General features: G+C 46.4%; 18 protein-coding genes. 6 read left to right on the plus strand and 12 right to left on the minus strand.

The genetic code is table 11. The annotated features are described in order from the left end of the window. Positions 1–333: 333 nt before the first annotated feature. The 3 genes from E5355_RS15350 (at position 334) to trpS (ending at position 2,435) form a co-directional block, all read left to right on the plus strand. Positions 334–528: a hypothetical protein gene (locus E5355_RS15350; RefSeq protein ID WP_136011030.1), complete on the plus strand. Its 195-nt coding sequence runs from the start codon at positions 334–336 to the stop codon at positions 526–528. 37 nt (positions 529–565) lie between these two features. After that, positions 566–1,195, plus strand: a complete 630-nt coding sequence (locus tag E5355_RS15355; RefSeq protein ID WP_136011031.1) for an HU family DNA-binding protein — start codon at positions 566–568, stop codon at positions 1,193–1,195. 145 nt (positions 1,196–1,340) lie between these two features. After that, positions 1,341–2,435: a tryptophan--tRNA ligase gene (trpS, locus tag E5355_RS15360; protein ID WP_136011032.1), complete on the plus strand. Its 1,095-nt coding sequence runs from the start codon at positions 1,341–1,343 to the stop codon at positions 2,433–2,435. 108 nt (positions 2,436–2,543) lie between these two features. On the opposite strand, the gene mutL is transcribed toward trpS, so the two are convergent. The 11 genes from mutL to tig form a co-directional block, all read right to left on the minus strand. Beyond that, positions 2,544–4,457, minus strand: a complete 1,914-nt coding sequence (gene mutL / locus E5355_RS15365; protein ID WP_136011033.1) for a DNA mismatch repair endonuclease MutL — start codon at positions 4,455–4,457, stop codon at positions 2,544–2,546. 74 nt (positions 4,458–4,531) lie between these two features. Next, positions 4,532–4,822 carry a hypothetical protein gene (locus E5355_RS15370; protein ID WP_136011034.1) on the minus strand — a complete coding sequence of 97 codons (291 nt, stop codon included), beginning with the start codon at positions 4,820–4,822 and terminating at the stop codon, positions 4,532–4,534. 4 nt (positions 4,823–4,826) lie between these two features. Then, on the minus strand, positions 4,827–6,548 hold the full coding sequence (locus E5355_RS15375) for an OstA-like protein (protein ID WP_136011035.1): 1,722 nt from the start codon (positions 6,546–6,548) through the stop codon (positions 4,827–4,829). A 26-nt stretch (positions 6,549–6,574) separates the two neighbouring features. Further along, a complete protein-coding gene (locus E5355_RS15380; protein WP_136011036.1) occupies positions 6,575–7,942 on the minus strand; it encodes a peptidylprolyl isomerase in 1,368 nt (455 codons plus the stop codon). 10 nt (positions 7,943–7,952) lie between these two features. Next, positions 7,953–8,801 carry a peptidyl-prolyl cis-trans isomerase gene (locus E5355_RS15385; RefSeq protein ID WP_136011037.1) on the minus strand — a complete coding sequence of 283 codons (849 nt, stop codon included), beginning with the start codon at positions 8,799–8,801 and terminating at the stop codon, positions 7,953–7,955. 57 nt (positions 8,802–8,858) lie between these two features. Beyond that, complete coding sequence (locus tag E5355_RS15390; RefSeq protein WP_136011038.1) at positions 8,859–10,421, minus strand: peptidylprolyl isomerase; 1,563 nt, start codon at positions 10,419–10,421, stop codon at positions 8,859–8,861. An 89-nt stretch (positions 10,422–10,510) separates the two neighbouring features. Next, entirely contained in the window at positions 10,511–11,986 is a 1,476-nt protein-coding gene (gene guaB, locus E5355_RS15395; protein WP_136011039.1) for an IMP dehydrogenase, read from the minus strand. Between the two features lie 102 nt (positions 11,987–12,088). After that, positions 12,089–14,272, minus strand: coding sequence for a DNA helicase RecQ (recQ, locus tag E5355_RS15400; protein WP_136011040.1), 2,184 nt, complete (start codon positions 14,270–14,272; stop codon positions 12,089–12,091). Positions 14,273–14,446: 174 nt separating this feature from the next. Beyond that, positions 14,447–15,691 carry an ATP-dependent Clp protease ATP-binding subunit ClpX gene (gene clpX, locus E5355_RS15405; RefSeq protein ID WP_136011041.1) on the minus strand — a complete coding sequence of 415 codons (1,245 nt, stop codon included), beginning with the start codon at positions 15,689–15,691 and terminating at the stop codon, positions 14,447–14,449. A gap of 2 nt (positions 15,692–15,693) precedes the next feature. Continuing rightward, positions 15,694–16,356, minus strand: coding sequence for an ATP-dependent Clp endopeptidase proteolytic subunit ClpP (gene clpP, locus E5355_RS15410; protein WP_005829555.1), 663 nt, complete (start codon positions 16,354–16,356; stop codon positions 15,694–15,696). A 131-nt stretch (positions 16,357–16,487) separates the two neighbouring features. Next, positions 16,488–17,843 carry a trigger factor gene (tig, locus tag E5355_RS15415; RefSeq protein ID WP_136011042.1) on the minus strand — a complete coding sequence of 452 codons (1,356 nt, stop codon included), beginning with the start codon at positions 17,841–17,843 and terminating at the stop codon, positions 16,488–16,490. A 391-nt stretch (positions 17,844–18,234) separates the two neighbouring features. Between tig and E5355_RS15425 the strand changes: the two genes are divergently transcribed. Then, a complete protein-coding gene (locus tag E5355_RS15425; RefSeq protein ID WP_136011043.1) occupies positions 18,235–18,483 on the plus strand; it encodes an RNA recognition motif domain-containing protein in 249 nt (82 codons plus the stop codon). An 80-nt stretch (positions 18,484–18,563) separates the two neighbouring features. Here the strand turns inward: E5355_RS15425 and lptB are convergent, their stop codons facing one another. Further along, positions 18,564–19,304, minus strand: coding sequence for an LPS export ABC transporter ATP-binding protein (lptB, locus tag E5355_RS15430; RefSeq protein WP_136011052.1), 741 nt, complete (start codon positions 19,302–19,304; stop codon positions 18,564–18,566). Between the two features lie 182 nt (positions 19,305–19,486). Here lptB and E5355_RS15435 point away from each other — a divergent pair, with 182 nt between their 5' ends. Both E5355_RS15435 and E5355_RS15440 read left to right on the plus strand, forming a co-directional pair. Further along, positions 19,487–20,230, plus strand: a complete 744-nt coding sequence (locus E5355_RS15435) for an MlaE family ABC transporter permease (RefSeq protein ID WP_136011044.1) — start codon at positions 19,487–19,489, stop codon at positions 20,228–20,230. Beyond that, on the plus strand, positions 20,227–20,997 hold the full coding sequence (locus E5355_RS15440) for an ABC transporter ATP-binding protein (protein ID WP_136011045.1): 771 nt from the start codon (positions 20,227–20,229) through the stop codon (positions 20,995–20,997). The genes E5355_RS15435 and E5355_RS15440 overlap by 4 nt, the downstream gene beginning before the upstream one ends. Positions 20,998–21,164 lie beyond the last annotated feature (167 nt).

The raw sequence follows: 21,164 nt of genomic DNA on the forward strand, positions 1-21,164 counted from the left end.
AGAGCCTATGGTTCAACTTGCTTTCTGCAAAATCATGCTTAACAAAATTATTGTGCAATTTTTAAACAGCCTCTAATTTCATTCAAAAAAATGTCACCCCCTTATCAGACTATCTTCCAGACAACTTCTCAAGGAAGAACAGCATGCGCGACAATACAAATTATATTAACATGTCAAGGTAAACAAGAAAAAAACATAAGTTCTCGAAAAAAGCCTCCAATTGCGTCCGTCAGCCTACACTCGCCGACCTGAAAATAGCATGACCGGCAACCGTTATCAGGAAGTATTGCTACAAAGGGCATCACCCCATAGAGAATAAGCGAGAAGAAACCTATGGAAAAAGACACACATTCTGATAAAAAAGATTATCTTTGCCCTAAAGATGTATATCTTCAAGGTACAGACTTACAGCTTCAACTTGAAGTTTTATATCTTCAGCCTGAATATATACCTTTCTCCATACTCCAGACCTCCTTGCCATCCAGACAAGACCACTTTGAAGCCAAGGGAAAGCATCCTTATCATTAACCGCTGTCGCAGACAGCATTAACAACCTTCGACAGCAATGGCCGAATATCAGATGCAGGAATCGAACCTGCCCAACGAAGAAGGCAAACCGACCTTCTATCCACGCATGAAATTGTGGAACCAAGTAGACTTGGAGTATCTTGCCAACAACATCAACTATGCCAGCACGTTCACCCCGGGCGACATCACGGGGCTGGTGCGCTCGCTCACCCAGGAGATTGCCAGCCAGATGGCGCAAGGCAACTCGGTGAAGGTGGACGGACTGGGCATCTTCACCCCTTCGCTGGGCTTGCGCCCGGGGAAAGAACGCGAGGCCGGAGAGGCGGAGAACCGGAAACGGAACTCGATGAGCATCTGCATAAACAACATCAATTTCCGCGCAGACAAGCAGTTCATCGAAGAAACCGGAAGGCGCTGCATACTGTACCGTTCAAAACAGAAGCCTCTGCGTTCCTCGCAACGGTTCACCCCGGAACAGCGGCTGAAGCTGGCGCAGAAGTTCCTGAAAGAGAACCCCTACATGCAGGTGGCCGACTACTGCCGACTGACGGGCCTGCTGCGGGACAGCGCCGCCAAAGAGCTGAGGAAATGGGCCGCACAACCGGAAAACGGCATCGCAACCCACGGAAGGGCACCGCACAAGGTGTACGTCAACGCGGAGTTTTAATTTCAAGGGATTGCTCCCCCGAACGAAAGAGACTGCCACCCCTTGAGGTTTCGATTATTATCGGTATCTTTGCACACCGATAGCAAACGGGATGCCTTGTCAGCCCGCTACCTCGTCAATCCGTCAATTAATAACGAAAACAGATATGGCAAAAGAAAAAATCATCCTTACGGGCGACCGCCCCACAGGACGCCTCCACATAGGACACTATGTAGGCTCATTGAGAAGAAGAGTGGAACTGCAAAACTCCGGCTTGTACGACAAGATTTTCATCTTCATCGCTGACGCACAAGCGCTGACGGACAATATGGAAAATCCGGAAAAGGTGCGCCAGAACGTCATCGAGGTGGCACTGGACTACCTGGCCTGCGGACTGGACCCGACAAAAAGCACCATCTTCATCCAATCCCAGATACCGGAACTCTGCGAACTGACCTTCTACTACATGGACCTGGTGACCGTGAGCCGCCTGCAACGCAACCCTACGGTAAAGACCGAAATCCAGATGCGCAACTTCGAGACAAGCATCCCCGTAGGCTTCTTCACCTACCCCATCAGCCAGGCAGCGGACATCACCGCTTTCCGCGCCACCACCGTGCCCGTGGGCGAAGACCAGGAGCCGATGATTGAACAAGCGCGCGAAATCGTACGCCGCTTCAACCATATATATGGTGAAACGTTGGTAGAACCGGAAATCTTGCTGCCCGACAATGCCGCCTGCCTGCGCCTGCCGGGAACGGACGGCAAGGCCAAGATGAGCAAGAGCCTGGGCAACTGCATTTATCTTTCGGATTCTGCCGACGAGGTGCAGAAGAAGGTGAAAAGCATGTATACCGACCCCGACCATCTGCGTGTGCAAGACCCCGGAAAACTGGAGGGGAATACCGTATTCACTTACCTGGATGCTTTCTGCCGTCCGGAACACTTCGGCCTCTATCTGCCCGAATACCCGAACCTGGACGAACTGAAAGCCCACTATCAACGTGGCGGCCTGGGCGACATGAAGGTGAAGAAGTTCCTCAATGAAATTATGCAGGAGACTCTGGAGCCTATCCGCAACCGCCGCAAGGAGTTCGAGAAAGACATCCCCGCCATCTACGAGATGCTGAAGAAAGGTTGTGAAATTGCCAGGGAAACCGCTGCCGCAACTTTGGATGATGTGCGCAAGGCTATGAAGATAAACTACTTTGATGATGCGGAACTGATTGCAGAGCAGGCAAAGAAATTCGGAGGGGAATAGGAAGAAGGGGATGTGCCGAAACACCAAAATATGAAAATCACCCCTGTCACAGATATCTGTAGCAGGGGTGATTTTGTTAAGAAGAGGGTTTTGACACATCTCTTCTTTTTATTTGGAGAAAAGCTTTTCTATCTCGTCTTCCTTGATAGTGACCAATACCGTCCGTCCGTCCGGAGTATAGTTCGGTGAGGGGCATGCAAACAGATTGTCCACAAGATTGGACATCTCTTCGTTGCTCAGCACTTGTCCGTAGACGATGGCCGCTGCACGCGCCAAGGTCGATGCAAGAATCGTCCGCACCTCTTCCTTAACATCATTTCCCTTTTCCATAGCCGTATGTACCATGTTCCGGACCAATTCTATCGGGTTCAGGCCCTCTATGCCCGAAGGTATACCATTTATGGCATAGCTGCCGCCACCCAGCGGGCTCAAATCGAAACCTACTGCCGACAAATCTTCCGATATACTTTCCAGTACGGCAGCTTCCGAAGCCGGCAACCGGATAATCTCCGGAAACAATACCCCCTGCGATACGCCTTGTTTCTGGCGAATCTGGCTCATATAGCGGTCGAACAGTACCCGGACATGCGCACGGTGCTGGTCTATCAGCATCAGACCCGATTTGACGGAAGTCAGAATAAAACGTCCCTTGAACTGGAAGTGTTGCGCTCCTTTCTCTACCGTTGCCTCATTGCCGTAGAAAGAGGCGCTTGCCCCGGAAGAGAGCGTTTCGCGGAAATAAGGAACCTTCTCCTCCTCTTCCGGAGCCATACCGGTAAGCGTATCCTCTGCAAAGGGTTCTTCCTCCATCGGCTCGTTCATCCTGCTGGCTTTTTCCAGACCGGAATAAAGCCCCTCCCACTCCACATCGGGACGCGAATAACCGCTTCCTCCATAGGAAGAAGAGGAAGAGGTCTTGAAGGGATTGAAGTCTGCGTTATAGTGTACCTTCGGAGGCTCTATCGGACGAGTCTGCTCGAATGCAGGAATATCCGGCATATCCTCGGTATCAAAATCGATAGTAGGTATAGCGCTGAACTTGCCTAAAGATTCCTTGACCGCAGCCGACAGAATCTGCCAGATGGCCTGCTCATTCTCGAACTTTATCTCCGTCTTCGTCGGATGGATATTCACATCTATATTGGCAGGGTCTACCTCTAGATAGATAAAGTAGGAGATTTGCTCACCGGCAGGAATCAGTTGCTCATAAGCGTCCATCACGGCTTTATGGAAATAGGGATGACGCATATAGCGCCCGTTCACAAAAAAGTATTGGCGCGCTCCTTTTTTGCGCGATGTTTCCGGCTTGGCAACAAAACCGGAAATCTTTATCATGGTCGTATTGACATCTACGGACAGCAACTGCTGATTCATCTTCTTTCCGAAGATTGCCATGATACGTTGCCGCAAAGGCATTACCGGAAGATTGAACAATTCCGTATCATTGCTATACAGATAGAAGGCCACCTTGGGATGCACCAACGCAATACGCTCGAATTCCGCAAGGATGTTGCTCAACTCCGTAGAGTTGGCTTTCAGGAATTTGCGTCGGGCAGGAATATTGAAGAACAGGTTCTTAATGGAAAAATTACTGCCCTTAGGACAGGAAACGGCTTCCTGGCTCTCGACTTTAGAACCGGCAATCAACAGCCGCGTACCCAGCTCCTCGCCGGCCGGACGTGTTTTCAACTCTACTTCAGCTACCGCAGCTATGGAAGCCAACGCTTCTCCACGGAAGCCCATGGTGCGCAGGGCAAACAAATCGGCAGCCTCGCGTATCTTTGAAGTTGCATGACGTTCAAAAGAAAGGCGGGCATCCGTTTCGGACATGCCCTTCCCGTCATCAATCACCTGGATGCAGGTCTTGCCGGCATCGGTAACCAGCACATGTATTTCTCCGGCTTCGGCATCAATTGCATTCTCCACCAATTCTTTCACAACAGATGCCGGACGCTGAATCACCTCTCCGGCAGCAATCTGATTGGCAACCGAATCGGGCAGCAAATGAATGATATCGCTCATGATAATGTTTAATGATTAGGGATTAATGGTCAGGGATTAATGATTAATCACTAATCCTTGACCATTAATCATTATTATATGATTCCGTTACTGATGGCATACCACAGGTAAATCAGCACAGTTATGACAGCAAGGATTATGCCCAAATGCATCGGCTTACGCCCGCTCTCCTTGCGCCGCCTCAAGTGAGTGGTTCCTTCTATGAATTTGCCTCGTATATCCTCGGGCGAGAATTCTTTTTCCGGCAGCATACCGAGGTCGCGCTTGGCGCTTTCTTCCATCTTCGCCAGCTTTTCTTTCCGCTCATCCACATAAATGTAGGGATGATTGAAGCCACGCGGCTTCCGCATTGCAAACATTCCCATGACACTACTTATTGTTTCGTTTAATATGCATATTTCTTGGCGAAGTTATGGGTTTCCGGTCACTTTTCTTCAACACTTCACCTGCTTTTTTAGCCCTCCACTCGAAGATATCCTCCTTGTTGAGCGGACGGATGTAGTCGAACCAAGCAAAGGAAGGCAACTTGCTCTTATCCGACGGAATCTGGTCCAGAGGATAGGCCGTGCCGGTAGTCTTCCCTACAAAGACACCACGTTCCATCTTTCTCTCCTTCAGATACATTTTCAAAAGCCCGCCCTCGGAATAGTTCATCATAATCAGCGAGCTGTCCTTCTCCTCCACCGGATAATACGCCACCAGTACATTGCCGTTCACCTCTACCAGGCGCATGTCTCCATCTATGAAGAAAGCTTTCATCTCCTTGCCTGATACTTGGTTATAGTGAATACTGTCGTGCTTCTCTACCGTCAAGGCCTGGTTGATGATATGCGCCCAGTCGATGGTACTGTCGTTCATGTAGATTTTAATCTCCTCGCCCAGCAACTGCTGTTCTCCATGCCACAGAATAGGGTCGGTGTACATCGTCATGCAAGAATCCTTGGAATTATACACCAACGAATCGCATACGGCCTGCACATCCGTGCGATAAGCACGCACCTTATGATAGGCACGCATTTCGCGGTACATGGAATCGGTATTCATATTGTAAGTAATCAGCCGCAAGGTATCGCCGTGCATGAACAGACTGTCGCCCTGCGAATAGTCTACAGCTACGGCACGCTTGGTGGCTACGGCGCTTCCGGTCAGTTCGTTGTAGAAGCAGTAGTTGCCTGTCAGCATGTTCCGGTTGACCGTATCATTCATCTGCACATTGTCAAAAGCCTCGCCGTATCCCAGTATGCGGTCGTAGAAAAGGCTGTCGCCGGTCAGTTTCTTGCCGTCGTTGGTCAACACGGAACGGTCGAGCAGTTCCGCCTGCTCAGTAGCGGTGTTGTACTCGCCACGTTCGGAATAGATATGGTTCTGGTCGCTCACAATATCGGAGGGACCTAAGATGGTGGCAATCTTGGTGGCCGTACTGTACTTCAAGGTATCCGAAGTCAATACAAACTTCGGATTGACCAGCTTCACATCGTGGTTGAAGACTGCCAGCTTGGTGGCAGGACTGTATTCTCCCCACTCGGAAGTGAGCACATTATTCTCGTCGGTCAGCGTACCGCCTTCGAAATAATAGCCCAAATCGTACAGACGGTCATAGTTCAGACTGTCGGTAGTCAGCTCCGTATTGCGGTTTATCATGCGTACATTCTCACGCAACATGGCCAACTGCGACATGCCGTCATAATACAGATAGTCTCCGTAGATAAACAAGGTGTCGCCCTGCTCCATACGCACATTGCCGAATGCTTCCACAGAATTTGTTTTTTCGAATATCAGCGCACTATCACAGAACATGTACATACTGTCATGCTTCATCCTTACCGAGCCGATGAGTACCTGCACGTCAGGACGCAGCTGTTTGTCCGCCTGTGCTTCGTCGGCATACAACAAATCGACACGCGCTTTCTTCTTTTCCGGCTTCTCAGCCTTTCTCTGTTCTATGGAGTCCACTTTCTTCTTGTCAGGTACAGAAGGATTTTTCTTCTTGTCCTGAGCACTCAGCAGACAGATACCAAACAAGCATAGAATACCTACGAGAAGGTATCTATGCTTGTTCAGGAAATGGTTTCTTGTATTCTTCTTTTGCATACAAATCTATGTAAATCCCCTCTGAATCATTCTTTGATCCAGCCCGGATACTTGAACGTACAGTTATTCTTCCAATTATCCTTGATACGGACATACGTGTGCTTCTGCTTCTCACGAATCCACTTGTCCAGCACTTCGCCGCGGCGTTTCTCCAGCACAATCTCTTTCAAGTTCTGATAGTCATCGGCAATGGTGGCCTTGTGTCCCGTCGTACGACTCTTCAGCTTCACAATCACGCACTCTTCCTTTCCGGTCTTTTGCGGAATCATGGTGAAGGCTTCGGAGATTTCGCCCACTTTCATCTTGTCTACCACCTTGGCTATTTCAGGAGGAAGTTCCTGCATTTCAAAACGTGAAGTGGTCGTATTGGGATTCGGCAACAAACCATGGTTGTTACGCGTATCCTTATCCTGCGAAAGCACCGAGGCTGCCTCTTCAAAAGAGAATTTGTTATTGCGGATGTCATCGGCAATGGAGTCCAGACGTGCACAAGCGGCTGTCAGGGCTTCTTCCGGAATATGCGGCTTTAACAGAATGTGGCGTGTTTTAATACGGTCACCGCGTTTCTCTATCAACTGAATGATATGGAAACCATATTCGGACTCTACAATCTTAGAAACTTTGCTGGGGTCCTGCAAGTTGAAAGCCACATTGGCGTAAGCGGGGTCCAGCATACCACGTCCCGAAAACTCAATCTCGCCACCACGCATAGCCGAGCCACGGTCTTCGGAGTACATACGAGCCAACATGGAGAAACTTTCGCCCTTATTGACACGATCGGTATATTCACGCAAGCGTCTCTTTACTTCCTCTATCTCCTCCAAAGGGACTTTAGGCTGCTGAGTGATAATCTGCACCTCTACCTGGGTAGGGATATAGGGGATGCTGTCTTGCGGCAAATCCTTGAAGTAACGGCGTACCTCAGCCGGGGTTATCTTAATCTCGCCCACCAGTTTCTGCTGCATCTTCTGAACCTTCAATCCCTCACGGGCATTCTCGCGCAACGTTTCACGAATCTGGCTGGAGGTCTTATTGAAATATTCCTCCATCTTCTCGCGCGAACCGATGTTGGCGATGTACACGTTTGTCATATAGTCCACACGCTGGATAACCTCACTTTCGGATACCTCGATACTGTCGAGAGCAGCTTGGTGAAGAAAGAGCTTCTGCACGGCTATCTCCTCCGGTATCGCACAATAAGGGTCACGGTCAAACTGCCGGTTCTCATATAACGCACTCATGTGTGCCTCTTCCACTTCGGACTTTAGTATGGCCTCGTCACCTACTACCCAAACTACCTCGTCAATCACGTTGTCTTGTCCATAAACGGCAGAACCGACCAATAGTGTCAAGGCAAATAAAATTACAAACTTAAAGTTCATGCACTGTTTCATTCTTGGTATCTTATTCTAAATAATATTTAATCTTGTTTCTTTTCACCGCCCGCTGGTACAAATCTTCCTTCATTTGCTTCATGAATTCCACCTGCTTCACGTTCAGCAACATATCTTTCACTTGCCTACGGGCAAACTCGTATGGTTCCTGTTCTCCTATCGGTCGATAGTCGCTCACATTCAGGAAATAATGAAAAGCCGTATCCTGCAGTTCCACCTGACGGTTCTTGTTCAGATAGTCGTTCACATCGGACACCTGCAAAGGCAGCATATCCAATACTTCCGATACCGGTACCCACTTATCATAAAAGTAGTCATACTTCACAGCATTTTGCAAGCTGTACTTTTCCAGATGTTCCACCGCCTCACGGGTTTCCGCCTTATACCAACGGCGAACATCGGCCAATTGAGGAGCCCTCAAAGGAACCTTGATGAACAAGCCTTTCATCAACGGACGTTCTACCTTGAAGAGCGCTTGGTTCTTCTCGTAATATTCCGTCAAGTCTTGTTCCGAAATCTCCTCCGATAGTTGCTGATGTATTAAAGCCTGCTGATAGGTGTGCATTATCAATGCTTTGCGATAATTCTCTACAAGTTTATCAATCTCACCATTATTGGGTATATTGCTTTGCGCCTTATCGTACAACAAAATATCTTCCACCCAATTACGGACATAATGTTCTGCAAACAACAGACTGTCGTCTTTGGACAAACCGACCGGAAGTACCGATTGCAAATCTTCCCGGTAAAGGAAATTACCGTTCAACTCCACCAAAGGTGTCCGCCCTTTATGGTCGTGCTGCTCGTTGCACGCCGCACAGAGAAGGAAAATTAAAAGCCCAACGCAGGTTGTTCGCATCACCAACTGATATTTACTTCGTTTTGAGGTACGAAGATAGTGTTTTAATCGGTTGCATCAGTGATTATTAACGGTTTTTAAAACCTCTTGGTCAATTTCAACCTTAGCGGCAGCACGCAACTTTGCCACCCAACGCGTTTCCAAATAGTTGCGATAAGCGTCTGCAAGCGGTCCGCGCACCTCTTGCCAACTGTCCGGTCCCTTCTGCTTGCGGCCTTGCACAGCAGTAAAGGGAAATGACAAAACCGGAGTTGCATCCTTCCCTTTGAACACCAAATCATCCACATACGCATTATCACCGGGGGCAAATAGTCCTTGCTCCACCTGCATCTTGGGAGTATCGCCGGCATTGAAAGTGAGACGGATGGCATCCACCCATTCCTCTTCTGGAATCTGTTTCAGAAACTTCCGTACTTGCTTCGCCACTCGCTTGGTAGTACAATGCAACACAATACCCTTATAACGCGGTTTGTCCCAATGGAAGTCCGAACGGTGCGCCTCAAAATATGCTTTCAATCCCGCTTCATCCGCCACACTCCTTTTTTCCACTTCACGGTCAGTGATTTCGGCAAGTAGCATGCTGTCACGATGTCCTTGCAGCAACTCACAGAATTCGGGATGCTTCAATTCCAGTCGGGAGTTTTCATAGTCCAGAATCGTTTTTACCGTAAAAGCCTCCAACTGCCTGCGTGTCCCCGTCGGATAGGCAGCGGCAAATCCGGCAAACTCTTTTCCACCGTATGCCTTGCCATCCAGTGTAAACAATGCACGGGAAGTGCTTCCTTTGGCCAGCAGTTCGTCGATACCGGCCTTATCCGGCATATAGTGATACTCCTTTTTCAGTTTCTCCACAAAAGCCCGCGTTCCTTTATCCATTCCATGACGACGGGACTGGCAACGGATTATCTCGTCCTTCATATTCTCAAAAGGAAGGACATCCCGCTGTTCGAGTACTTTCACAATATGAATGCCCTGAGGAGTGAGAAACGGACGGGAAATCTCTCCGACATTCAGCCCGAATACAATATCTTCAAACTCCACCGGCATCTGCAGCCAACCCACCCAAAATGCTTTCTTCTCATCGGAATATTGCTCGACACAAGCATCGAAAGACGATGCACCTCCTTCTTCTTTTGCAAGAGTCTTATAGATAGAATCCATCCCGGATTCCATCTCACGCAATGTATGACCGGAAATATTCTGGGGAAGATATTTAAAAATATGCTTCACATACACCCGGCCTGCACGCCTGCCGGATTTCATCCTGTCGTAATACTGCCGCGCCGCCTGCTCTGCCGTCTCCTCATCCGTCAGATATGATTTGATCAGACAGCGGCGATAGTCGTCCTGTTCCTTCCGAAAGACACGTGAAGTATCCAACCCGGCAACCTCGGCCGCCTCTATTTTCAACCTGAAGTCTATAAACTTGTTTGCATATGCCTCCAAGGACTTCCGGTCTGTGCCGACAGAGAAACTGCTCTTGTTATAGCTACGCTCGAATTCCGAACGGTAAATCTCCTTTCCATTGATACGCATCAGCACCGGATTGTCCTGAGCTGAAACAGCCAATCCGAAACCAAGGAAGACAAACACCAAAAGTAATCTGACCATAAGCACCATCCGTTCTTTTTATACGGCTGCAAATATAAACAAAATGCCCGGAAAGCGGCAATCTCTTTCCGGGCATTCACTCTTATTTTGTTATTATCCTATTCAGGACGGCTATAGTTTGGAGCCTCACTGGTTATAGATACATCGTGCGGATGACTTTCGAGTACACCTGCATTAGTAATGCGGGTAAACTTGGCATCGTGCAGTTTCTCTATATTGGCTGCACCGCAATATCCCATACCGGCACGCAGACCGCCAACCAACTGATAAATCACTTCATACAATGTACCTTTATAAGGAACGCGGGCGGCAATACCCTCCGGAACCAATTTCTTCACATCGCTGGTACCACTTTGGAAGTAGCGGTCCTTGGAACCATTTTCCATCGCTTCCAGCGACCCCATACCCCGATAGGACTTGAACTTACGACCGTTGAAAATAATCGTATCGCCCGGAGACTCTTCCGTTCCGGCAACCAGCGAACCAATCATCACGCTGTAACCACCGGCAGCCAACGCCTTCACTACATCGCCCGAGTAGCGCAAACCACCATCGGCAATCAAAGGAACACCTGTACCCTTCAGTGCCTTTGCCACATCATAAACGGCAGACAACTGGGGAACCCCCACACCGGCAACCACACGGGTAGTGCAGATGGAACCCGGACCGATGCCTACCTTTACTCCATCAGCACCAGCCTCAACCAATGCCTTTGCAGCTTCACCGGTAGCAATATTACCAACAACAATATCAATATGCGGGAAATGCTCTTTGGCTTCTTTCAACTTTTCAATAACTCCTTTAGAATGTCCGTGAGCTGTATCAATGACAATGGCATCTGCCCCTGCATCCACCAAAGCCCGCATGCGGTCCAAAGTATCATTCGTCACTCCCACTCCGGCAGCAACGCGCAGACGTCCTTTGCTATCCTTGCACGCCATAGGTTTATCCTTGGCCTTGGTAATATCCTTATAGGTAATCAGGCCTACCAATTTATTGTCTTTATCTACTACCGGCAACTTCTCTATTCTATGTTCTTGCAAAATTTGAGAAACAGCCTCCATATCTGTAGTAGGATTGGTAGTAATGATGTTCTCTTTAGTCATCACCTCGTCGATACGCTTATTCATATCTTTCTCAAAACGAAGGTCACGATTGGTAACAATACCAACCAAATATCTTTCATCATCTACCACCGGAATACCACCGATCTTGTATTCAGCCATCAAAGCCAATGCATCAGCTACCGTAGAACCTCTCTTGATAGTCACCGGGTCATAAATCATACCGTTTTCAGCCCGCTTCACAATAGCTACCTGACGTGCCTGCTCCTCAATGGACATATTCTTATGAATAACTCCGATACCACCTTCGCGGGCAATGGCAATAGCCATCTTCGCTTCGGTAACCGTATCCATGGCAGCAGTTACAAACGGGATTTTCAACTCAATGTTTCGTGAAAACTTAGTCGAGAGTTCGACTGTTTTAGGCAAGACTTCGGAATAAGCAGGGACTAACAATACGTCGTCATAAGTTAATCCATCCATTACAATCTTATCAGCAATAAATGACATAGGACTATGCGTTTAAAATTTATTGCGTGCAAATATACGGTTTTTATTCCATTCCGTATACTTGCACGCAATATTTTTTTCTTTTTTATCAACTCAAACCTATCAGTTTGCCATCTCTGAAATAAACTTGATACGCACTAAACGTACTTCTTCTTCCGTAAACTCATCACCCAATTCATCCAGAGCATCGTCAATCTTATCAGTAGTAGATTCCTTGAAATAATCATAGATATCCAGCAAATGGTCTTCATCCATAATATCCTCCAAGAAATAGTCGATATTCAATTTCGTTCCAGAGTAGACAATAGCTTCTATCTCATCCAGCAACTCTTCGAACTCAATGCCTTTCGACACAGCAATGTCATCCAACGCCACCTTACGGTCAATGGCCTGAATGATGGCCACCTTCATTTTTGACTTATTGGCCACTGTACGCACACGCAAGTCCTCGGGACGTTCAATCTCATTCTCCTCACAGTGCCGCTTAATGAGTTTACAGAATTCCTCGCCATAGCGTTTTGCCTTTCCGGCTCCTACACCCGGTATGTTCTGCAACTCGTCCAAAGTCACCGGATATATGGTCGCCATCGCTTCCAAAGAGGGGTCTTGGAAAATGACATAAGGAGGCACTTCCAACTTCTTGGACAACTTCTTTCGTAAGTCCTTCAGCATGGAGTACAATGCCGGGTCTACCGCACACGCACCGCCTCCACGTGCAGGCGCTTCCTCTTCCACATCCTCAAAGTCATTGTCTTCCACTATCTTGAATGATTTGGGACGTTTGAGGAACTTCTTACCGTCATCCGTCACTTTCAGCAAACCATAGTTTTCGACATCCTTACTCAGGTAACCGGCAATAAGTGCCTGACGAATCACAGCATTCCACGTTTTGTCTTCTTCACCCATGCCAGAGCCAAACACTTCGAGATCTTCGTGCAGATGCGCCTGCACTTCCGAAGTCTCCTTACCTTGTATTATGTCTATAATATAGTCCGCTTTAAAATTTTCTTTCACCGCGAGAATAGCTTCAATCACGGTACACAATAAATCTTGAGCTTCCACTTGTTTTTTCGGATTTAAACAATTGTCACAATTACCACAATTTTCTTCCACATATTCTTCACCGAAGTAATGAAGTAACGCCTTTCGGCGGCATACGGAAGATTCGGCATACGCAGCGGTCTCCAGCAGAAGCTGCTTGCCAATTTCCTGCTCTGCTACAGGTTTGCCTTGCATAAACTTCTCAAGCTTCTGCAAGTCTTTATTGGTATAAAAAGTAATACACTGCCCTTCTCCCCCATCTCTTCCGGCACGTCCGGTCTCCTGGTAATATCCTTCCAGACTTTTGGGTATATCGTAATGAATGACATAGCGCACATCCGGTTTGTCAATCCCCATACCAAAGGCAATGGTAGCTACAATCACATCAATTTTTTCCATCAGGAAATCATCCTGGTTCTGTGTTCGTGTAGCCGAATCCATTCCGGCATGATAGGCACGGGCATTGATTCCGTTTGCCTGCAGGATTTCAGCAAGCTCCTCCACTTTCTTCCGGCTCAGGCAATAGATAATGCCTGACTTTTCGGGATTGTTCTTAATGAACTTGATGATGTCCCGGTCTACATTTACTGTTTTAGGACGTACCTCGTAATAGAGATTAGGGCGGTTGAACGATGACTTGAACACCTGCGCATCCACCATACCCAGATTCTTCTGGATGTCATGCTGCACCTTCGGTGTGGCCGTCGCAGTCAACGCTATCAAAGGGGCTTTCCCTATTTCATTGACAATGGGACGGATACGGCGATACTCAGGACGAAAATCATGTCCCCATTCAGATATACAATGGGCTTCGTCCACGGCATAGAATGAAATCTTCACCGTTTTCAGAAATTCCACATTCTCTTCCTTCGTCAATGATTCCGGAGCCACATACAACAGCTTTGTCTTGCCACTGAGTATGTCGGACCGGACCTGATCTATCGCACTTTTGTTTAGGGAAGAATTGATGAAGTGGGCTATCCCATCCTCTTCGCTGAAGTTACGCATCGCATCGACCTGATTCTTCATCAAGGCAATCAGAGGAGAAATCACGATGGCCGTACCCTCCATCAACAAGGACGGCAATTGGTAGCACAAAGATTTTCCACCGCCGGTAGGCATCAACACGAATGTATCATTACCCGCCAACAGATTCTCTATGATTGCCTCCTGATTTCCTTTAAATGTATCGAACCCGAAGTATTTCTTCAGCTGGTCTGTCAAATTAATCTTCTTCCCTGCCATGATTCATTAGGTTGTTGTTTATTGAGTTAACTTTTAATAGTGGTACTCCGCCATGTTTTTACAAAGAACCCTAACAAAGTTATAAACAACTTCTTAAATTTCAAGCATAATCCATCGAATATTTTTCAATAAAAAGCAAAATAGTCGGTTCCCTTCCGTATTACCTTCTGATTATTAAGTACTTTGCAATCGTGCCATATTTGCCTTTTCAAGCTGGTGCTTGGCATAGTCCAACGTCACAACAAAATTTTCCTTCTGTTCTGACGGAATTTCGAACATGGCATCCATCATAATTGTCTCTACAATGGAACGCAAGCCGCGGGCTCCCAACTTATATTCTACCGCTTTATCCACGATATATTCAAATACAGCATCTTCAAAAGTCAGCTTCACATTGTCCATCTCAAACAGTTTGATATATTGCTTGATGATGGAATTCTTCGGTTCCGTAAGAATGGATCGCAATGCCACACGGTCTAACGGATTCAGATAAGTCAGCACCGGAAGGCGGCCGATAATCTCGGGAATCAATCCGAACGACTTCAAATCCTGCGGAGCAATGTACTGCATCATGTTACTCTTATCGATGGCTGCCGTATTGCGCACAGCACTATACCCGACAACGTGTGTATTCAGCCGCTGGGCAATCTTCTTTTCAATGCCATCGAAAGCCCCACCGCAAATAAACAGAATATTCTTGGTATTGACCGGAATCATTTTCTGATCGGGATGCTTGCGCCCACCCTGGGGAGGAACATTAACCACAGAACCTTCCAGCAGTTTCAGCAATCCCTGCTGCACGCCTTCACCACTCACATCACGGGTTATGGAAGGATTATCACCCTTGCGTGCTATTTTGTCTATCTCGTCGATAAACACGATACCTTGCTCTGCCTCAGGTACGTTATAATCCGCCACCTGGAGCAGACGCGTCAAAATGCTTTCAATATCTTCGCCCACATAACCAGCCTCTGTCAGAACTGTTGCATCCACAATAGTAAAAGGAACATGTAGCAATTTGGCGATAGTACGCGCCAATAACGTCTTTCCCGTACCGGTACTGCCCACCATGACGATGTTTGATTTCTCAATCTCCACATCATCACCGCCATCCTTCTGAAGCAGACGTTTGTAATGGTTGTATACCGACACGGACAAGAAACGCTTGGCATCATCCTGACCAATGACATATTGGTCGAGGAACTTCTTTATTTCTATGGGTTTAGGAAGCTCTTTCAGATTCAGCTTCGTGGCACTTGCCTTCTTGCCAGCCCCCAAAGCCTCCTGAGTAATCTCATAAGCCTGGGTGGCGCAACTGTCGCAGATATAGCCATTCATCCCCGTTATGAGAAATCCGACTTCATCTTCGGTGCGACCGCAAAAGCTGCATCTATTTTTATTTTTTCTTGAATCTGCCATATTTATTTTTTAATCAAAACCTCATCTACCATACCATATTCTTTGGCTTCCTGGGCTGTCATCCAGTAGTCACGGTCAGAATCTGCCCATACCTTGTCAAAGGGAGTGTGGGAGTGGTCGGCGATAATGGTATAAAGTTCTTTCTTCAGCTTCTGAATCTCACGTGCCGTGATTTCAATATCCGAAGCTTGCCCTTGGGCACCTCCCATCGGCTGGTGTATCATCACGCGGGAGTGGGTCAATGCAGAGCGTTTGCCTTCGGCACCGGCAACTAGCAATACGGCAGCCATACTTGCAGCCATACCAGTACAGATAGTAGCCACATCACTGCTGATGAACTGCATGGTATCATAAATACCCAGACCGGCATATACCGAACCGCCCGGTGAATTGATATAGATGGAAATATCCTTGCCCGGATCCACCGAATCCAGATAAAGCAACTGAGCCTGCAAAGTATTGGCTGTATAGTCATCAACCTGCGTACCGAGAAATATGATACGGTCCATCATCAGACGGGAAAACACGTCCAACTGCGTTACATTAAGCTGGCGTTCCTCGAGGATATAGGGATTCAAATAGCCGGCTTGTGATTTAATCACATCATCCAGCACCAAGCTGTTCATACCAAGATGCTTGGTAGCGTATTTTCTAAAATCATCCATTTCTTTCTATTTTTTAATTTACAAGGCTACAAAGAAACAAAAAAGAACACAGAGACACAAAAAAACACAGAGTTATAGTTCATCAAACTCTGTGTTTCTTTATAAATTTCAGCCGTAGGCTCACATTACTCTTATGCAAACATCTTATTGAACTCTTCAGCAGAAACGTTCTTATGCTCCAGTTCCACCTGAGACTTCAATGCAGTAGCCAGTTTCGATTCAACCACACGGTTGACCAAACCTTCTATGCTTTCTTTCTTCTTAAGCATTTCCTTTGAATAGTTCTCCAGAATTTCTTCGGGCACGCTCATCATGCCGTATTGTGCAAACTGTGCGCGGGTAGCTTCCTTAGCCATATTTGTGATGTCTTCCTGCTCAACCTTGATGTCATTGGCTTTCACCAGCTGTTCCTTAATCAGGTGCCAAGTCAGCTCTTCAATGCTCTTATCATAGTTGTCCTCTACAAAGCTTTCTTCCTTGTCAGGATTGTTCAGACGCATAATGCGCTTCAGCAATGCATCCGGGAATTCCAGTTTACCAACTTTCTCCATCAGCATCTTACGTGCGTCAATCAAGAACTTATAGTCACTATCTGCCACGAACTGGTTGGCAATAACTTCCTTCACTTTAGCACGGAATTCCTCTTCCGTCTTCACATTGCCTTCACCGAATACTTGGTCGAAAATTTCCTGAGTCAAGTCACCCGGAACGAAACGTGTGATTTCTTCTACCTGAAAGCTGAAATTGGATTTCACTTCGGGAGCAGCTTCTTTGTCAATCTTCAACAAAGAAGACAATTCGGCAGCATTTCCGTCCCAAGCCGTATTCGGGTTGAATACAAGCACATCATTCACTTTTGCACCGGCAAAAATAGCTTTCTGCTCATCATTCTTCATGTACGAAGGCATCATTACAGCACCTTCCACCTGAATGCCACCCTCTTTGGTATTACCTTCTTCATCCAGTTCAGCAAGCAAACCTTTCAGCATATCATTGTCCTCGTAAACATCTACCTTGTCATACTTGCCGTTACGTTGGGTGTAAGCCTTGACCTGATTATCCACCATTTCGTCTGTAACTTCGATAGTATAGTAATCTACCTTATCTTCTGCACAAACTTCAGCCTTAAATTCTGGAGCCAAAGCAATATCAAACAAGAATTCGAACTCTTCCATAGTATCGAAATCAATTTCCTGCTGCTTGTCTTCGTTGGGCAAAGGCTCGCCCAATATATTTACCTTATTGTCCTGGATATACTTATATACTGTTTCTGAAAGCAGCTTGTTCACCTCTTCAGCCAATGCAGACTTACCATACATTTTCTTAACTAAGCTCATAGGAACCATTCCCTTACGGAAACCGGGAATCTGCGCCTTCTGACGGAAGTTCTTCAATGATTTGTCTACTTTTTCCTGATAATCTGCTTTCTCAAGCTTTACAGTAAGCAGTGCGCTTACTTTGTCAATGTTTTGTAATGAAACGTTCATTCTGACAATTATTTATTTGATTTATACTTTGTTCCATATCTCAAATGGGGTTGCAAAATTAGCGTTATTCTTTCAATTATCAAAAAACATAGCCGAATTATTTCTTTTCTGTTACTAAGGAATAAGTATATATAACATGGTTACTGCCAAATTCCTCCACACGAGCTGGAAGAAAAAAGCAAAATAATTATAGAAAAGCATTGTCAATCCGATTTTTATACGTTTCTTTGTCACGGAATGATGGCACATTAGTTATTCGATTTCCATTACATGGTTTTTACTTCCGTTTTCAAGAACGCTTTTGTAAACTCTCTGTCTTTGTGATTCATTTATTATTCAGCCTTCCTTCCAAGAGAGTTTTATTCATTTTATTTATTTTATCATTTTCATTATGAACATTTATGTTGGAAACCTTAACTACCGTGTTAAGGAAGATGACCTGCAAAAGGCCATGGAAGATTACGGTACAGTTACTTCCGTTAAATTTATCAATGACCGTACGACCGGACGCTTCAGAGGCATTGCTTTCGTTGAAATGGAAGACAGTGCAGCTGCTGCCAAAGCTATTGCAGAACTTGACGGCGCCGAATTCTTTGGTCGCCAGATGGTAGTAAAAGAAGCAAGACCTCCGAAATATTAATACCATAGATTTAAGGAGAAATAAAAAAAGACCACTAAATAGTGGTCTTTTTTTATTTCTATCAATCAACAGCAACCGTGTCACTTCATAAAATCCTTGCGACGTAGCACAAAACTGTTACTCAGATACTTTTCACGTACAATCTTATTCTCGGCCAACTCTTCCGGGGTACCCTGAAACAGGATTTTTCCTTCAAACAGCAGATAAGCACGATCGGTAATGCTCAACGTCTCCTGCACATTGTGGTCAGTAATCAAAATGCCGATATTCTTATCCTTCAACTTCCACACAATCTGCTGAATATCCTCCACCGCAATCGGGTCTACACCGGCAAAAGGCTCGTCCAACATAATGAATTTGGGGTCAATGGCCAGACAACGGGCAATTTCCGTACGGCGCCGCTCGCCACCAGACAACTGGTTACCCTTATTTTTCCTCACCTTTTGCAAACGGAATTCAGCAATCAGACTCTCCAGCTTATCCTTTTGATACTCCAAAGGTTTGTCGGTCATTTCCAATACAGATGCAATGTTGTCTTCCACACTCATCTGGCGGAACACGGAAGCCTCCTGCGCCAGATATCCGATACCCGTCTGCGCACGCTTGTATACCGGATACTTCGTTATATCCAAATCATTCAAGAAGATGCGTCCCTCATTGGGTGTAATCAGCCCTACGGTCATATAAAAAGAAGTCGTCTTACCAGCGCCATTCGGCCCCAGCAAACCGACAATCTCTCCTTGCTTCACGTCAATAGACACATGGCTGACTACCGTACGTTTACCATATTTCTTCACAAGGTCTTCCGTACGCAATACCATCCTGTCTTCTTCCCGCAGTTCTGCCCCTATAGTCCGGTCTTGCCCGGCCTGCAGATTTTCCTTAACTTCTTCTACATTGTCCTTTATGCCTTTTTCTTCTTCCATATTCTAAAGGTTTTCGCCGCAAATGTAGCAAAAATAAGCCGAAATAGTGTACATTTGCATTCAAATACTTATATGTCATGATTAAAGCACTTAAGACAGTGGGAAGATATATCATACTGATGGGACGCGTATTCGCCCGCCCCGAACGTATACGTATGTTTTTCCGCCAATATGTCAACGAGTTGGAACAGCTTGGCGTGAACTCCATCGGCATCGTATTGCTGATATCGTTCTTCATCGGAGCTGTAATCACCATACAGATAAAGTTGAACATCGAGAGTCCCTTCATGCCCCGATGGACAGTGGGGTATGTAACCCGTGAAATCATGCTGCTGGAATTCTCCTCCTCCATCATGTGCCTGATTCTGGCAGGGAAAGTCGGGTCAAACATCGCCTCGGAGCTGGGCACCATGCGGGTCACCCAGCAAATAGACGCCCTTGAAATTATGGGTGTCAACTCTGCCAACTACCTTATCCTACCGAAAATCGCCGCTATGGTGACAACCATTCCACTGATGGTGACGTTCAGTATATTCGCCGGTATCATAGGTGCCTTCTGTACTTGCTGGTTCGGTGGCATCATGTCGGCGGTAGATTTGGAATACGGCTTGCAGTACATGTTTGTCGAATGGTTTATTTGGTGCGGTATCATCAAGTCGCTGTTCTTTGCCTTTATCATTGCCAGTGTATCGGCATTCTTCGGCTACACTGTCGAAGGTGGTTCCATCGAGGTAGGTAAGGCGTCCACCGACTCCGTAGTATGCAGCAGTGTACTTATCTTATTCGCCGACCTAATATTAACTCAACTTTTAATGGGATGATTGAACTGAAAGGACTTTGCAAATCATTTGAAGGAAAAGAGGTATTGAAAGATATCAATGCCACTTTTGAGAATGGAAAGACCAACCTGATTATAGGGCAGAGCGGTTCGGGAAAAACCGTACTCATGAAATGTATCGTGGGTTTGTTGACACCGGACAAAGGAGAATTGTTGTATGACCACCGCAACTTCCTTGCCATGGGAAAGAAGGAGAAGAAAGCGCTCCGCCGGGAAATGGGAATGATTTTCCAAAGTGCCGCACTGTTCGACTCCATGACAGTACTGGACAACGTAATGTTTCCACTGAACATGTTCAGCAACGACACCCTGCGCGACCGGACTCGTCGTGCCATGTTCTGTTTGGAACGTGTCAACTTGATTGAAGCTAAAGACAAATTTCCTGGAGAAATCAGCGGTGGTATGCAGAAACGCGTAGCCATTGCCCGTGCCATTGCCCTAAACCCGCAATACTTGTTCTGTGACGAGCCGAATTCAGGACTTGACCCCAAGACCTCGCTTGTCATCGACGAACTGATACAGGATATAACCCGGGAATACAATATGACTACTCTCATCAACACTCATGACATGAACTCTGTAATGGGTATCGGAGAAAAAATCATCTACATCTACGAAGGGCACAAAGAATGGGAAGGCAATAAAGACGATATCTTCACTTCCACCAACGAACGGTTGAACAGTTTCATATTTGCATCCGACTTGTTCCGGAAGGTCAAAGAAGTGGAGATACAGAACCTTGAAGGATAAAAACACACTGAAGTTCCAAATCTCCTGCATAAGAAATATGCAGTGGAAGTTTTTCCTCTCTCTGTAGCTTTACTCTCTGAAAATATAACAGTAATTGCTTAAAAGTTATAACTAAATACTATAAATTCAATACTTTCATCGATATATTGCCAATATTCAAATGAATA

It is taken from the genome of Bacteroides muris (ex Afrizal et al. 2022) (genome assembly GCF_004793475.1).
Classification (GTDB): domain Bacteria; phylum Bacteroidota; class Bacteroidia; order Bacteroidales; family Bacteroidaceae; genus Bacteroides; species Bacteroides muris.